Annotated in this window: 12 protein-coding genes; 5 read left to right on the top strand and 7 right to left on the bottom strand. The window is 57.6% G+C overall.

Annotation, left to right across the window (positions count from 1 at the left end; translation table 11 throughout):
* Positions 1-174: 174 nt before the first annotated feature.
* Positions 175-1,134 carry a D-2-hydroxyacid dehydrogenase family protein gene (locus tag AAC01S_RS09685; RefSeq protein ID WP_067621498.1) on the top strand — a complete coding sequence of 320 codons (960 nt, stop codon included), beginning with the start codon at positions 175-177 and terminating at the stop codon, positions 1,132-1,134.
* Here the strand turns inward: AAC01S_RS09685 and AAC01S_RS09690 are convergent.
* Positions 1,131-2,516, bottom strand: a complete 1,386-nt coding sequence (locus AAC01S_RS09690; RefSeq protein WP_067621499.1) for a sensor histidine kinase — start codon at positions 2,514-2,516, stop codon at positions 1,131-1,133. The two genes, AAC01S_RS09685 and AAC01S_RS09690, sit on opposite strands and share 4 nt — an antisense overlap.
* Positions 2,517-3,327: 811 nt before the next feature.
* Between AAC01S_RS09690 and AAC01S_RS09695 the strand changes: the two genes are divergently transcribed.
* Positions 3,328-4,512, top strand: coding sequence for an acyltransferase (locus AAC01S_RS09695; RefSeq protein ID WP_067621500.1), 1,185 nt, complete (start codon positions 3,328-3,330; stop codon positions 4,510-4,512).
* A 29-nt stretch (positions 4,513-4,541) separates the two neighbouring features.
* Here the strand turns inward: AAC01S_RS09695 and AAC01S_RS09700 are convergent, their stop codons facing one another.
* Positions 4,542-5,774 (bottom strand): cytochrome P450, encoded by a 1,233-nt coding sequence (locus AAC01S_RS09700; protein ID WP_067621501.1) that lies wholly within the window; start codon positions 5,772-5,774, stop codon positions 4,542-4,544.
* A 134-nt stretch (positions 5,775-5,908) separates the two neighbouring features.
* Between AAC01S_RS09700 and AAC01S_RS09705 the strand changes: the two genes are divergently transcribed.
* Complete coding sequence (locus tag AAC01S_RS09705) at positions 5,909-6,646, top strand: class I SAM-dependent methyltransferase (protein ID WP_067621502.1); 738 nt, start codon at positions 5,909-5,911, stop codon at positions 6,644-6,646.
* Positions 6,647-6,928: 282 nt separating this feature from the next.
* Here AAC01S_RS09705 and AAC01S_RS09710 read toward each other — a convergent pair whose 3' ends face one another.
* The 3 genes from AAC01S_RS09710 to AAC01S_RS09725 form a co-directional block, all read right to left on the bottom strand.
* Positions 6,929-7,630: a hypothetical protein gene (locus AAC01S_RS09710; RefSeq protein WP_067621503.1), complete on the bottom strand. Its 702-nt coding sequence runs from the start codon at positions 7,628-7,630 to the stop codon at positions 6,929-6,931.
* A gap of 635 nt (positions 7,631-8,265) precedes the next feature.
* On the bottom strand, positions 8,266-9,378 hold the full coding sequence (locus AAC01S_RS09720; RefSeq protein WP_067621510.1) for a 5-methyltetrahydropteroyltriglutamate--homocysteine S-methyltransferase: 1,113 nt from the start codon (positions 9,376-9,378) through the stop codon (positions 8,266-8,268).
* A 117-nt stretch (positions 9,379-9,495) separates the two neighbouring features.
* Complete coding sequence (locus tag AAC01S_RS09725; protein ID WP_067621505.1) at positions 9,496-10,485, bottom strand: ring-cleaving dioxygenase; 990 nt, start codon at positions 10,483-10,485, stop codon at positions 9,496-9,498.
* A 272-nt stretch (positions 10,486-10,757) separates the two neighbouring features.
* Here AAC01S_RS09725 and AAC01S_RS09730 point away from each other — a divergent pair, with 272 nt between their 5' ends.
* Both AAC01S_RS09730 and AAC01S_RS19555 read left to right on the top strand, forming a co-directional pair.
* The gene (locus AAC01S_RS09730; RefSeq protein ID WP_067621506.1) at positions 10,758-11,327 is read left to right on the top strand and encodes a cysteine hydrolase family protein; all 570 of its coding nucleotides are present in this window, start codon (positions 10,758-10,760) and stop codon (positions 11,325-11,327) included.
* Between the two features lie 94 nt (positions 11,328-11,421).
* A complete protein-coding gene (locus AAC01S_RS19555; RefSeq protein WP_169794030.1) occupies positions 11,422-11,598 on the top strand; it encodes a hypothetical protein in 177 nt (58 codons plus the stop codon).
* 104 nt (positions 11,599-11,702) lie between these two features.
* Here AAC01S_RS19555 and AAC01S_RS09735 read toward each other — a convergent pair whose 3' ends face one another.
* Complete coding sequence (locus AAC01S_RS09735; RefSeq protein ID WP_067621507.1) at positions 11,703-12,218, bottom strand: GNAT family N-acetyltransferase; 516 nt, start codon at positions 12,216-12,218, stop codon at positions 11,703-11,705.
* Entirely contained in the window at positions 12,215-13,579 is a 1,365-nt protein-coding gene (locus tag AAC01S_RS09740; RefSeq protein ID WP_067621508.1) for a dipeptidase, read from the bottom strand. The genes AAC01S_RS09735 and AAC01S_RS09740 overlap by 4 nt, the downstream gene beginning before the upstream one ends.
* Between the last annotated feature and the right edge of the window lie 718 nt (positions 13,580-14,297).

The raw sequence follows: 14,297 nt of genomic DNA on the forward strand, positions 1-14,297 counted from the left end.
TCCACCGCACCTCCACCGCACCTCCACCGCACCTCCACCCCGCCTCCACCCCGCCTCCACCCCGCCTCCACCCCGCCTCCACCCCGCCTCCACCCCGCCCTCGCGCTGGCGCAATAGTGACACCTCTGGCAAGATGATACAGTATAACCGAGAAGAATGAGGAGGCAGATGGCTATGAGACATCGCTGCGCGGTTCTGGATGATTACCAAGGCGTCGCCTTGGCGATGGCAGATTGGTCGTCCCTGGCGGCAGAGGTCGACGTGCGAGTGTACCGGGAGCGCTTTGAGACGCCGGAGAAGCTGATTGACGCTGTACACGATTGCGACATCATCGTCGCCATGCGGGAACGGACGCCGTTTTCGGATGACGTCATCGCGCGGTTGCCCAACCTGCGCCTGCTTGTCTCCACGGGCATGCGCAACGCTTCTATCGATCTCGACGCCGCACGAGACCATGGCGTCACGGTCTGCGGCACCGCGAGTCAGTCCGAGCCGCCCGCCGAGTTGACCTGGGCGCTCATCCTCGGGTTGGCCAAGCATGTGATGGTGGAGGCGCAGGCGATGCGGACGGACGGGCCGTGGCAGCAAACCATCGGGATCGATCTCTGCGGCAAGACACTCGGCCTGCTCGGACTGGGCAAGATTGGCGCCAAGGTGGCGCGGATTGGCCAAGCGTTCGACATGCGTGTCATGGCATGGAGCCAAAATTTGACGCGGGAACGCTGCGATCAACTCGGCGTCGAGTATGCCCGGACCAAAGAAGCGTTGTTGGAAGCGAGCGATATCGTGTCGATCCACTTGCAGCTGAGCGATAGGACGCGCGGTCTGGTGACGAAGGAGGATTTGCGACGGATGAAGTCGACCGCCTTTCTCATCAATACGTCTCGCGCACCGATTGTCGACGGGGCCGGATTGATGGAGGCTTTGCAGGCAGGTTGGATCGGCGGGGCAGGACTCGACGTTTACGAGGAAGAACCGCTGCCAGATGGCCATCCGCTGCGCCAAATGCCGAATGTGCTGGCAATGCCGCATGTCGGCTATGTGACCGAGGCCAATTACCGAACATACTACGGCGAGGCGGTGGAAGATATTGCGGCGTTTTTGGCGGGAGCGCCCATCCGGGTGATGAGCTAGTCGTGAATGGGCAATGTGACCTTGACGGTTGTGCCGTGCCCCACTTCGCTGGAAAATTCGATTCGACCATTGTGGCTCTGCACGATGTTCATACAAACCACCAAGCCCAGTCCGGTGCCGGATTCCTTGGTCGTCATGAACGGCGTGCCGAGCTTCGCAATGCGTTCGGGCGGAATGCCTTCGCCCTCGTCCTGGAAGACAATCGCCGCGTTGTCACCTTCGCGATCGATACGGACCGTCAGCGTACCGCCTTGTGGCATCGCCTCGATGGCATTCTTCATGAGGTTGACGAACACTTGCGTCAAGCCGTGGGCGTCGCACAGCAGAGTCGGAACCGGGGCGACGTGTGTGGCCAGTTGCACGTTTCGCAGAGCCATCTCCGGCTCAATCAGCGTGACGGCGCTGCGCAAAATATCCTCGACATCAACAGGCGCTTTCCGTCTGGTATGCGGCTTTGACAGTGTCAGCATCTCGGAGGACAACAACTCAATCTGCTCGATCTCGTTCTTGACGAGCCGGAGCAGGTCCGGTGTCAGCTCGATGGAGTCGTCCGCGAGCATCTGGAAAAAACCTTTGATAAATGTGAGTGGATTGCGCACTTCATGGGCGATGCCAGCCGCCAATTCACCCACGATGGATCGCCGCTCGGCGCTGACAAATTTCGTGATGTCGGCGGATCGATAGACCGCCAGCGGCCTTCCCGAGATGATCAGTTGAGTTCGCTTGACATCGATCACACTGCCATCAGGCGCCGAATAGGTGAAATCGTGGTTGGCCAACAGCTTGGTCTTCTCAACAGTTCCTAAGTGGCGCCTGAATGACTCGTTCTCGTAGACGATCGATTCGCCCTGAGTCATGCAGTAACCCATCGAGGATTGATCGATCAAACTTCGAAACAACACTTCGTTTCGTTGCCTTTCGAGCGACCATGACAAGAGGCCCGCGAGCGACTCGACCAACGCGATCTCGTCCCGCGTGAACGGATGTGGCGTAAAGCCGAACAGGCACAGGGCACCGTACGCATCTTCGTTTGACCAACGAATCGGAACGCCGAGGAAACAGCCCCGCAGGGGCAGTCCAGCCCAAGGTTGATTCGGCAGGGACTCGGATAAATCGGGAATCACAACGGCTCGCGGGGATTCGGATCGACCTCCGTGAGCCAGGCTGCAAACGTGATCGATCAACGGACGCAGGTCGCCCAACGGCGCGGCCACTTCACTATGATGGCTGACGATGGCTACAGAGTTCGTCTCACCGTCGCGTTTGGCAACAAAAATCGAGTCGACGTGGACGTAGGCGGACAACGCACGCAGCATCCCGTTCGTTATTTCGAACAACTCCGACTCTTCGGCAGTCCACACTTCCGTTTCCCGACGGTCCATGTGCGTCCCCCAGCACAAATGTCAGACGTATGTAGATGAAATATATAACAATTATATAGCACACAATTCTGTCTGTAAGCCACTACTTCATCGGTTAAAGGAATGCAGCGAGGGGAAGCGGCGAGTCTGGGGCTGGGGCGGCGGGGCGAATAAGCGGCCTGGGGGCGCCTATTTGCCTCCTCGATCGCGCGCCCCCTCCTCGATCGCGCCGCCGCCGCCCGCCCCGGCCCTCGCGCTCCAGCAGGTTTGTGACCCACCCAGATCGTCCATCTGTCGCGATCGACAATCGGCAGTCGCCGTTCAACCGCTCGTCCATGTACGAAATCAAATCCTCCAACTCGACGTCTGACAATTCGTGCAGGATCGAGCGGCCCTTGCGAGAGCGGATGTCGTTGAAGAAAGCCTCGCGCGAGGCATAAACCTGGCGTGTTTCCCAAAGCTGAACCAGCCGCGGATGTGTTCGGCGGAGCCGGGAAGCGAGACGTCCTCCGGGGTTCGATCCTGCACGATCACGAGGCCGCCTGGCACGAGCAGCCGAAATGCCTCCCGATCCCGACGACTTCGGCCGCGCCGAGATCGAGCCAAGCCTTGGCGTAGATACCACCTCCACAGCCGATATCAGCCACGCGCAGACCGTCCGGGGTGATCCATTGGTGCATGGCGTTTTGCCACGTCGCGCAGCCTGACGCATATCCGCGGATGGAATGGCCCTATCGCAAATCACGATTGCAATTCGATTTCAATTCAATTTCAAACTTTTCAGGCTAGATTGGCAGGAAGACATCCTATGAACTGAGAGGTGAGGTGCGTTGTGACGAAACGGCACCTGTACGAAGTCGACTTCATGCGATCCGCCATCATGTTTGCCGTGGTTTGCGTCCACACAACCACCATGTTCCTATCCATGGAAACGGACAAGACGAAAGCCTTCTTGGCGTTTGGCGCTCTGATTACCTCCCTTCACTTCACACGCGAATCGTTCATGTTCATTACAGGCCTTGTCCTCGTGTATACATACAAGAAACGCACGGATTGGGTGTTTGGGTTCTGGCGAAAGCGGTTTTTCCTCATCTGCATTCCATATCTCACGTGGACCGCTGCGTATATCGTATTCAAAGGCGTCTATTACTCGATTGGGGATTATTGGAGCCTGACCAATCTCTGGCACACCTTTCGCTATTCCGTTCTGACCGGGTATCAATACTACCTGTACTATTTATTTGTCACCATGCAACTTTACGTCGTATTTCCATTGCTCGTGAAGGGACTTCAGAAATTTCGGCGGTATCATTGGGCGATTTTGGTCGGGAGTTTTATCGTTCAGATGGGCCTCATGGCCTTGTGCAAGTTCGTACTGCCGTTTGTGTCTGTGCAAACACTTCCCGTTTGGCTCGCGCAACTGGACAAATTCCGCGAATCCTTCATTGTAACCTACCAATTCTGGTTTGTACTCGGCGGGATCGTGGCGTTCCACTATGAACGTGTCGTCGCCTTCACGGCCCGTCACTCCAAAGCGATCATGGCCGCGTTGGTGCTGAGCACGCTTGCCGTCTGGGCGCACTATTTCGTGGATCGGCTGATCGTTGGAGAAGCGGAAGGGCGGGCGCAAATGGTCGTACAGCCTATCATGATTCCGTACAGCGCCATTGTGACCATTGCCATGCTCTACGTGGGCTCCTTGATGATGAAGGAGCGCGGCAGGGTGGCTTCAGCAGCGATTGGTCGTATCGTGGCGAAAACATCCAACGCGTCGTTCGGCATTTTGCTGTTTCAACCGATTCTGATTGTGCTTGCTCAAGGCGCGATTACTCGATTTGATCAGATGGGCATCTCCCGGTGGGTTCACTTTGGCCTTTGGCCAGTGAGCATTCTTTTCATTTATGTCGCGGGCGCACTGTTGTCCGACTTGGTTGGCCGAATTCCGTACCTATCCTACATCGTTGGACGAAAGACAAAAGGCATACGGCGATCCGACTCCGCGTCGGCCGCCGCATAACTTGCCATCGCCGGTACCCTTCGTCTTTTTCAGACTCGCACTTTCAACTCGACGAGAGATCGGAACAATGGCGAAGGGTGCCATTGCACATCGTCTGTCGCGAGCGATATCGCCGCGAATTTCTGCACCAAGGCTGCAAATGCAATCGCGCCTTCCTTACGGGCCAATGGTGCGCCGAGACAGTAGTGGATGCCTTGGCCAAACGCGAGGTGGCGATTGTTGGTCCGCGTGATGTCGAAGTGATCTGGGTTGTCGAAGACGGCGGGATCGCGATGGGCGGCAGCCATCCAGACATCCACTAGGTCTGCCCGTTTCAGCAGGTGGCCCTTGTACTCCATATCCTCGCCGATTGCGCGGCTGGTGAACTGGACGGGCGGTTCGTAACGCAGAACCTCTTCGACGGCGGACTCAGCGAGGTTGGGGTGTTCACGCAGAAGCGACTGCTGGTCAGGAAATTGGGTGAACAAATAGACGCCGTTGGCGAGCAGATTCGTCGTCGTTTCGTGACCGGCGACGAGAATGAGGATGCACATGTCGAGGAGTTCTTCTTCCGACAGTCGATCCCCGTCCATACCCACCTGAATCAGTTCGCTGACGAGATCGTTCTGAGGATGGACTCTCCGTTGGCGCGAGAGCTCGCGGAAGTAATCTCGGAAGTCGATGGTGACGCGCTCACCTTCCATCAACGTGTCCATCGATGGGTTGTAGTCGATGGTGCGGGCAAACGCGGTCGACCACGCCTTGAACAGGGCCCGATCCTCCGTCGGAACGCCAAGCAGCTCCGCGATCACGATGACTGGCAGCGGTATTGCCACGCTCTGGACGAAATCGAACGTCAGGCCAGTCTCGATCGGTCCCAACAACTCGTCGACAACAGCCCGAATGCGAGGTTCCAGGCTCGCCACCATGCGAGGCGAGAACGCTGTGTTGACCAGGGAGCGCAGGCGGGTGTGATCGGGGGGATCGCGGAACAACAGCATATTGCGCTGCGATGCGCTCAAGGTTTGGAGCTGCGGCGGCGGGGGAGGCGTTGCGCCATCAGACAGCAGCGTTCTGGAATCACGCACGAAGCGCCGATCCCGAAGTGCGAACAGGACGTCCTCGTACGCAGTGAACACGAACGCCGTGCACGCGCGTCCTGCGGAGTTTTCGCCTGGATAGCTGTGAATGGGCGTCGTGCTTCGCAACTCGTTCAGCACCGTATACCGATCTCGCAGAAATTTCTCCGACTCCGGATCAAATGCAACACTTGGCTGCGTCAACGCAAACCCTCCCAACGATAGGATTCGATCCATTCTTGATACGGTCGATGCGAGCAAACTTTGGTAACATGATATTCAGCAGGTTGGATGTGAAATCCTGCCACTTCGATTGTTACAGAAATGGAGCGAATCAGATGCCGAAAAACGACTGGAACGACGCGCAGACAGCACAAGCCTGGGACGTCAACGGAGATTCCCGCAATCCTATCCGTGCAGAGCAACTGGACATACTCGTTTCCGTCCTCGCCGACGCTTTGCAGCCCGACGATTGGTTTGTCGATCTCGGCTTCGGTTCCGGCAAAGTGGAGGAACTGATTTTCTCGAAGATCGCGGGGGTGCGCGGCATCGGGATCGACATGTCGGAAGCCATGATGAAGTTGGCCGAAGACCGCCTCAAACCGTACCGTGGGCGCTTTGAAACCGTCGCCCGCAATCTCGCCGACTTGTCGACACTGCAGTTGGATAAGCCAATTCGGGCCGCCGTCGCTGTCCAATCACTGCACCACCTGTCGCAGGAAGCCATGTACGCGGCGTACCAGTGGATCTATCAGACCTTGGAGCCGGGCGGGGTGTTTTTGCTGTCGGATCGGATGCAGGTGGCCAGCGCGGCCCAGTGGACGTTGCTGCGTTCGCTGTGGAAGCGCCAGGATCGCCTGTACCATTCCCATGTGACGCCTCACGAAGGCGACAGTTTTGAGCACCACCAGCAAACCGTGATCGATCGCGGCGATTATCCCATTCCGCTGATCCAACAGTTGACGTGGCTGCAGTCCATCGGATTTGACGCCTTTTGTCTGCACGTTCACGCGCACAGGGCATTGATTGCAGCGGTCAAACCCGCAGAGGGGCCCAAGGTCGCGACGACGGAATGAGTGCTGACGAATTGGAACGTCTCCCTTACGCGGGGCGTGATCGACAGAACCCGAGCCTTGGTCCCCAAAACCTTGGTCCCCAAAATTACCACTGTTGCGCGACGTGTGAGCACTTCGCAAGCGGCCGCGAAGACGGCCGCGTGTACACGCGCTGTCGGCGGCTTGGCTACGATACGAAGTCGTTCTATCGGTTCAATTGCTGGTCACCAAGGCCGGACGTCATCGCCAGGATGAAAGGGCGATGACGTCGGGCGGCAATACGTAATTCGATTGCCGCCACAGTTATTTGCCACGGCGATTCGGTTGTCGAAGCAGTGGTATCGCAATCAGGACTGCAAACACAGATGCTATGATGCCAAGCGAGAGTGGACTCGGCACGCCAGAATGAATCGTCCAGTGGCGCCACGGGGCGGAGATCGGGATGACGATCACCGCCGCGATCCCGCCAAGGATGAGTCCCAGTACGTTGACGCCCAACCGGCTCGATCGTCCAGGAATGTGACGTTCGGAACGCCAATCGCTCGCAATGAGCCGCGGCACTCGTCGAACGTGTGCGTACACATGGACCGCAAGCAGTGGGAGCCAAAGTGCCACGCTTACAGCGTGAATCTTCAGCAGCAGGCCTATGTGAAGAGGTCCAACCAACGCAAGCGCAAATCCACTGATGAAGACCAGCAGCGTGACGACGATGAGGAACGGCGCCAGCAATCGCAGCCAGACATTCGGCGCACCCTTTTCGAGAAACGCGGGGTGTCCCGTGTAGAATCGGAAGAAGCGATAGCCGACACTGGACATCTTGACCATCAGTGGGCCTGCCAGGAGTACGCCGATGAATATGTGAAATGAGATCAGCGCGTGCAAATTCGCCGTGATCGCAAGTTCTATCACAATAAGAACAAGAAGAATAGCGCCCGCGAATGCAGTGAGCCGTTCATTGCGAACGATCACGGTTTGGTTCTTGGTTTGGTTCTTCGTCTGATTCAACTGGCATCACCCCACCTGGATTCAAGTTTATCCGGCTCATATGGAGAAAAGGTTGAGGTGATGTGGTTTTTACGTGCGTGGAACGAGTCAGTATATATTCTTCGTCAATTGAAATTGGATTTCTCCTATTGAATTTCTCCTTGAAATCGGATCCATCTGTAGGCGTGGACCACGAAATGTTCAAGGTGGTGGGAGAGGCCCACTCCGAATCCGTGTATGGAAATGTGCCGAAGTCGGGATCGACAAAAGCCAGTGAACACGTGCCAATCAACCGAGCGCGTGGCACGTCGAGAGAATGGACAAGTCACTGACAGGGCGGGACAGGGTTTATTTGCGGCGGAGCATCCGCCGCAAATAAGCCCCTCGTGGCCGCTTAAGTGTGTCGAATTGTCTGAGATGGTAGGAATAAGCGGCCCACAGACGCTTAAATGGCGGCGATCGCTCCATTTCGAGGGTGGGGAGGGCAAATAAGCCGCTCGGCACCGCCTATTTGCCTTCGATCCGGTCACTTCACCGAAATAAGCGGTTCAGGGCCGCCTATTTGCCCGTACCCCCGTACCCCCGCACCCCCGTACCCCCGCATCCCCGCCAACCTCCACCGATCGCGCCCCCCCGCCGTCCGTCTGCCACATCCGTTATCCCCAAACGTCGTGCGCGATTTCGACCACCCGTTGCAATTTGGCCCATTGCTCGTCTTCGGTCAGCAGATTGCCTTCTTCCGTCGACGCGAAGCCGCATTGCGGGCTGAGGCAGAGTTGGTTGATGTCGGCAAACTTGGATGCTTCGTCGATCCGCCGCTTGACGTCGTCCGCATCTTCCAATTCGCCGAATTTGCTCGTGATGAGGCCAAGCACAATCTGTAAGTCTTTGCGCTTCACGAAGCGCAGCGGTTCGAATCCACCAGCGCGATCGCTGTCGTATTCCAGGAAGAATCCGTCAATGTCGATGCCTTGGAACAGTCGCTCGGCAACTGGTTCGTAGCCGCCGGACGCAATCCACGTGGAGCGGAAGTTGCCGCGGCAGATGTGCATCGTGATGGTGAGATCGGCAGGGCGGTCGGCAACAGCCTCGTTGATGGTCTTTGCGTATCGCTCGCCGATTTGATCCGGATCGAGCCCATTCGCACGCAACTTACCGCGCTGCTCTTCCGAACACAGGTACGCCCACGCCGTGTCGTCGAGCTGCAGGTAACGGCATCCCGCGTCGTAAAATGCCGAGATCGCCGATTTGTACGCTTTGGCCAAGTCGGCGAAGAATTCGTCCGCGTCCGGATAGACTTCGGCGTTCATTTCGCCGCGAAAGTGCAGCATGCTCGGGCTCGGGATGGTCATCTTCGCGACGTGCGATCCGGCGATGCTTCGCAGGAACTTGAAATGATCCAGCATCGGGTGGTTGGAGAAGCCGAGCTTGTCGATCACGCGGATGGCCCGTGGCTTGGTGGTCACATTGTGGAACTGAATGCCGCCCGTTTCCGCATAGTAACCTTGGACGCCGTCGAGCTCTTCGAGGAAGTCGAAGTGCCACCACGCGCGGCGAAATTCGCCGTCCGTGACGGCTTGCAGCCCGATTTCCTTCTGCTTGGCGACGACGCGCTCGATTTCTTCATGTTCGATTTGTCGCAGATCGTCTGCAGAGATATTGCCAGCTGCGTACCCTTCGCGGGCAGCCTTCAGTCGAGCCGGACGCAGCAAACTTCCTACCTGATCCGCGCGGAACGGCGGGCGCTCCCGTGTTGTGTGGTTTGCCATATGCATATCACCCTTCTCATGAATCAAAAATATCCGCCCTGGACCGGGCGGATCGTGATCATCCTGAATTTCCATGTCATTTCCGCGATCGATACAAATCGTACCACAAACCAGGACTCAATCGATAGGCTTGAGATTCGCGAGAATCTCCTTGCGGTGCGGCTCCAATTGGGGCGCTAGAACGACCTTCTCGCCGAGCGTCTCGACATCTTCGTCGACCGCGAATCCTGGTCCTTCCGTGGCGATCTCGAAAAGGATCCCGTTGGGTTCCCGGAAGTACAGGCTGCGGAACCAGAATCTATCAACAGGGCCGCTGTTCGGCAGCTTGAACGATCGAATGCGGTGGATCCACTCTTCGTACTCGTCGTCCGGCGTCCGGAAGGCGACGTGGTGCACGCCGCCCGCCCCCGGCTGCGCGGTGGGCAGTCCAGGCTGCACGGCGACATGCAGTTCCGCGTGGGCCCCGCCGTCGCCCATTTCGTAAACGTACACGGTGTCGCCGCGATCGACCGGATGCGGATAACTCCGCACCTGCCGCATATTCATGACCGTCGTGAGCACCACATCGGTGTATTTGAGCTCGGGCACGCTGATCAGAATCGGGCCCTGGCCGCGAATCGTGTGCTCGGCCGGAACAGGGCTTCGTTCCCATGGATCTATGGGATCACCCTGACCGCCGTCATCGACGATGGCCAGCCGTTGGCCCTCGGGATCGTCGAAGAGGAGCGTCGCCCGACCGTCGATCACGCCGATCTCTCCAACCTCGACACCCTTTTCCTTCAGCCACTCGGCCCACCACTGTACACTTGCCGCCCCGTTCACTCGCAGATAGGTGCGCGTGATGCTGTGTGTGCCGCGCCGCTCCCGCGGAACGTTCCAATCGAAGAAGGTCAGGTCATTGCCGGGGATGCCGCGCTTGTCCCCGCTGTAAAACAGGTGGTACGCGCTGACGTCGTCCTGATTGACGCTGCGCTTGACAAGCCGCAATCCCATCGTCTTCGTGTAAAATTGATAATTCTCCCGAATCCGTGCGGACACGGCGGTCAAATGGTGAATCCCGAGCAAATTGAAATCCTGATGTTCGCGTGATGCCGCTTGGTTGTCCATGAGTTGTCCTCCAGATACAAATGAGATGGCGGTGGCAGGATCCACTTCCTATTTCGCGATCGCGATAGGTACTATGTGAAATGTGAACGAATTACTTACATTAGGTAAACATCTTACTATAGTGTAGACCATTGTCCGATCCGTAGCAACGTGCAGATTCCTCGGCATTGCCCAATTCGCGTCCATGTCCCAGGTCTTACGTGGGAGTGTGTGGAAAGATACGTGTGTTCATGTATCATGGAATCGACATTTGTGGAAGGAGTTTTTCTGCCATGCAAAACAAATCTGCTCGTACAGCTCTCCTGGTCATGGACATGCAAAATGGCATCGTTTCGAGGTTTGCGCAAGATGAGCGTGTGTTACAACCTTTTCAGCGTGCGGTGGACGCGGCTCGCCGCTCCGGCATTCCGGTGATCTTCGTGCGTGTCGCTTTCCGTGAGGGGTATCCAGAGGTGAGCCCGCGCAACAAGTCGTTTTCGGCGATCTCGACGCGGGGCGGCATGACAGTGGATGACCACGCGACCCAGATCCACGATTCGGTAAAACCGCAGCCGGGGGAACCTATCGTCACGAAGCTGCGCGTCAGTGCGTTTACGGGCAGCGACTTGGAAGTCATCCTTCGCGCGAAGCAAGTCGAGACGTTGGTTCTGTGCGGGATCGCGACAAGTGGTGTCGTGCTGTCCACGTTGCGCGAAGCTGCAGATAAGGATTACGAAATCACGGTGCTTTCCGACGCCTGTCTCGACGCTGATCCAGAAGTCCATCGCGTCCTCACCGAGAAGGTGTTTCCGCGGCAGGCCGATGTGGTCACGGTCGACGAGTGGATCGGTAGAATTGGTTGATCCAACGTGGCATCTGTTCACGCGCACCTGGGAGGCTTCAAGCTTTTTTTGAAGTTGGTCGCATATGTTAGTCTCCTGAGGGGGTGGACGTATTATGAGTCTTCACAAACATTGGGAAGTCGACTCCGTCTGTCCAAAGTGCGAACAGGTGAATCACGTGACGCTTCCGGAAGGGGAACACGTCGTCCGCGTTCAATGTGTGCATTGCGAACACGGGTACGAATATACCCACATCGTCCGCGAATACACGGAAGTCGAGGATGAAGAGTAGTCCACATGATGATCTCCATCATGTGAACTTCACTTCATGTGAACTTCACTTCATTGCGACGCGATGGCGGCCGGACCACTGGAATCGCTGGCGATTTTTGCAGTTCATTGTTCCGGTAAGATCAATTGGTAGAAGTCCACATCCTGCCATTGGCCAAACTTGTGGCCCACCTCGCGAAACCTCCCGACAAACTGGAAACCCAGTCCTTCGTGCAAGCGAACGCTGGCTTCGTTGCCGCTTGTAATGCCTGCGATCACCACATGGTGACCGCAGGTTTTTGCACGCTCCAGTATATCCACCATCAACGCTTTTCCAATGCCTTGACCGTGAAACTTCGGATGTACATACACGGAAGATTCGACAGTCCGGTCATACGCCGCCTTCTCGCGGTAGCGAGACAGTGAAGCGTACCCGGCGATCACGCCGTCCTGTTCCGCGACAATCAGCGGATAATGGCCGCCGTAGTGGGAGAACCATTCGCGGCGCTCGTCGAGTGTGAATTCGTCGAGATCGAACGTGGCCACGGTTGTGCGAACCGCGTGATTGTAGATCTCCAGCAGGCTCGGCAGGTCGTCGATGACAGCGGGCCGGATTTGCCTCCCCGAGACTTCAGGATTCATTGATTCGCCAGCTCCTCAAACAAGATGCAGAATCCCTCTTGACCCAGCGGAAAATTCTTCAGCTTGAAGAATTCGTTGGGGGCGTGGATATTTTCGTGATCGCCCGAAAAACCATACGAAATCGTGTGGACGCCGAGAAGACGGTTCATGATGCCAAGGAATGGAACCGTTCCGCCGCTGCGCGTCAAGACGGGTTCCTGCCCGTTGTAGACGCGTTTCAACGCGCGAATCGATGCTTGGGCGCCCGGGTGATCCAGCGGGAGCAAGTACGGAAACGCCGATCCCGGCAACCGTGTCACGGTACACTCCACGAGCGGCGACGCGTGTTTGAGGATGTGTCCTTTCACGCGTTCAAAAATCTGGTCAGGCGTCTGTCCCGGCACAAGACGGCAGGTGATTTTGGCGTGCGCTTCGGCCGGAATGACCGTCTTCACGCCGTCCTCCTGGAAGCCGCCCCAAATGCCGTTGATCTCCAGCGTCGGCCGCGCGACGCCGCGTTCAGCCGGCGTGTAGGCAGGCTCGCCAATGGTGCCTTTGATGCCCGCGTACTGCACGAACTCGGCGACGTTGTCATTTGCCGCGATGCGTTTGCGCTCTGCTTCGTCGAGATCGATCACGTCGTCGTAGAAACCGTCCACCAGAATGGTTCCATCGGCCGCCCGCATGGAAGCGAGCAACTCGACCAAGGTGTGAATCGAGTTCGGCGCGATGCCGCCGCCCGAACCGGAATGCAGGTCCGTCTTCGCGCTCCGCACGTCAATTTGCATGCCGACCAAACCTCTCACCCCGTACGGCAGCTCCGGCCCCTTGTCGCTCTGGCCGGAATCGGCGGAAATGACGAGATCACAAGCCAGCAGGTCCTTGTGGGCCGCGACAAACGACTCCAGGTTTGGCGAGCCAATCTCCTCCTCGGCCTCAATCAGCAACTTTACGTTGACTGGCAGACGGCCCTCCGCCTTGAGCCACGCTTCACACGCGATCACGGCGGTCAACACGCTGGTCTTCATATCCGAGGCGCCGCGCGCGTAGATGCGCCCGTCGCGAATGGTCGGCTCAAACGGCGGCGTCTCCCACAGTGCCAGCGGATCGATCGGCTGCACGTCGCAGTGCCCATAGATGAGCACCGTCGGCGCGGACGGCGCGTTCAGCCACTGCGCGAAAAGCACAGGATGGCCGCCCGTTTCGAAGATTTGCGTATCGTCAAAGCCAGCTTGTTTAACGCGATTCTCTGTCCACTCGACCGCCCGTCGGACGTCTCCGGAATGAGCCGGACTCGTGGAAATGCTCGGTATTTTCAAAAATTCGATAAGCTCGTCGAGAAAGCGCGGCTGCGCCTTCTCCAAATACGTCTTCCAGGACATGGTCTGCCTCCCTTGTCTTACGCCGATGAAAGGCGCATCGACCCACTTTGTCCTATTCTAGCGGAACGGGCTGCCGAAGGGATAGAGTGCTCACGACAAATGCTTTCGGTTCGGGCGGGAAGGGAAGGAGCGGGAAGGAGCGGGAAGGGAGGCGCGATCGCGAGGGGCGGCGGGGTGACCGAGCAAATAGGCGGCCCAGAGCCGCTTATTTCGGAGAAACGGTGGAATCGAAGGCAAATTAGGCGGCCCCAGGCCGCTTATTTGCCTCCGGTACCCTCAGAATGGAGTGGTTTCGGCCAAATAAACGGCTGTGGGCCGTTTATTTGGCACCTATTCGATTATTCGACACACTTAAGCTGCCCCAGGCCGCTTATTTGCCCCCGGTGCCCCGGGCCGCCGCAGAATGGAGCGCCCCCGGGGTCGCTTAACCGTCCCGTTCTCCCCGGTGCGTGGAATCATTCACCTGACTGCGGGCAGACGGCAGCGCGATCGCGAGGGGCGGCGGGGTGACCGAGCAAATAGGCGGCCCAGAGCCGCTTATTTCGGAGAAACGGTGGAATCGAAGGCAAATTAGGCGGCCCCAGGCCGCTTATTTGCCTCCACTGCCCTCAGAATGGAGTGGTTTCGGCCAAATAAACGGCTGTGGGCCGTTTATTTGGCGTCCATTCGATTATTCGACACACTTAAGCTGCCCCAGGCCGCTTATTTGCCTCCGGTG

The sequence above is a fragment of the Alicyclobacillus acidiphilus NBRC 100859 genome (assembly GCF_001544355.1).
In the GTDB taxonomy this organism is placed as follows: Bacteria; Bacillota; Bacilli; order Alicyclobacillales; family Alicyclobacillaceae; genus Alicyclobacillus; species Alicyclobacillus acidiphilus.

Excerpts from the sequence above, each read along its gene's own strand:
- AAC01S_RS09685 (WP_067621498.1), top strand. The coding sequence starts at position 175 with ATGAGACATCGCTGCGCGGTTCTGGATGATTACCAAGGCGTCGCCTTG.
- AAC01S_RS09690 (WP_067621499.1), bottom strand. The coding sequence starts at position 2,516 with ATGGACCGTCGGGAAACGGAAGTGTGGACTGCCGAAGAGTCGGAGTTG.
- AAC01S_RS09705 (WP_067621502.1), top strand. The coding sequence starts at position 5,909 with ATGCCGAAAAACGACTGGAACGACGCGCAGACAGCACAAGCCTGGGAC.
- AAC01S_RS09720 (WP_067621510.1), bottom strand. The coding sequence starts at position 9,378 with ATGGCAAACCACACAACACGGGAGCGCCCGCCGTTCCGCGCGGATCAG.
- AAC01S_RS09725 (WP_067621505.1), bottom strand. The coding sequence starts at position 10,485 with ATGGACAACCAAGCGGCATCACGCGAACATCAGGATTTCAATTTGCTC.
- AAC01S_RS09730 (WP_067621506.1), top strand. The coding sequence starts at position 10,758 with ATGCAAAACAAATCTGCTCGTACAGCTCTCCTGGTCATGGACATGCAA.
- AAC01S_RS19555 (WP_169794030.1), top strand. The coding sequence starts at position 11,422 with ATGAGTCTTCACAAACATTGGGAAGTCGACTCCGTCTGTCCAAAGTGC.
- AAC01S_RS09735 (WP_067621507.1), bottom strand. The coding sequence starts at position 12,218 with ATGAATCCTGAAGTCTCGGGGAGGCAAATCCGGCCCGCTGTCATCGAC.
- AAC01S_RS09740 (WP_067621508.1), bottom strand. The coding sequence starts at position 13,579 with ATGTCCTGGAAGACGTATTTGGAGAAGGCGCAGCCGCGCTTTCTCGAC.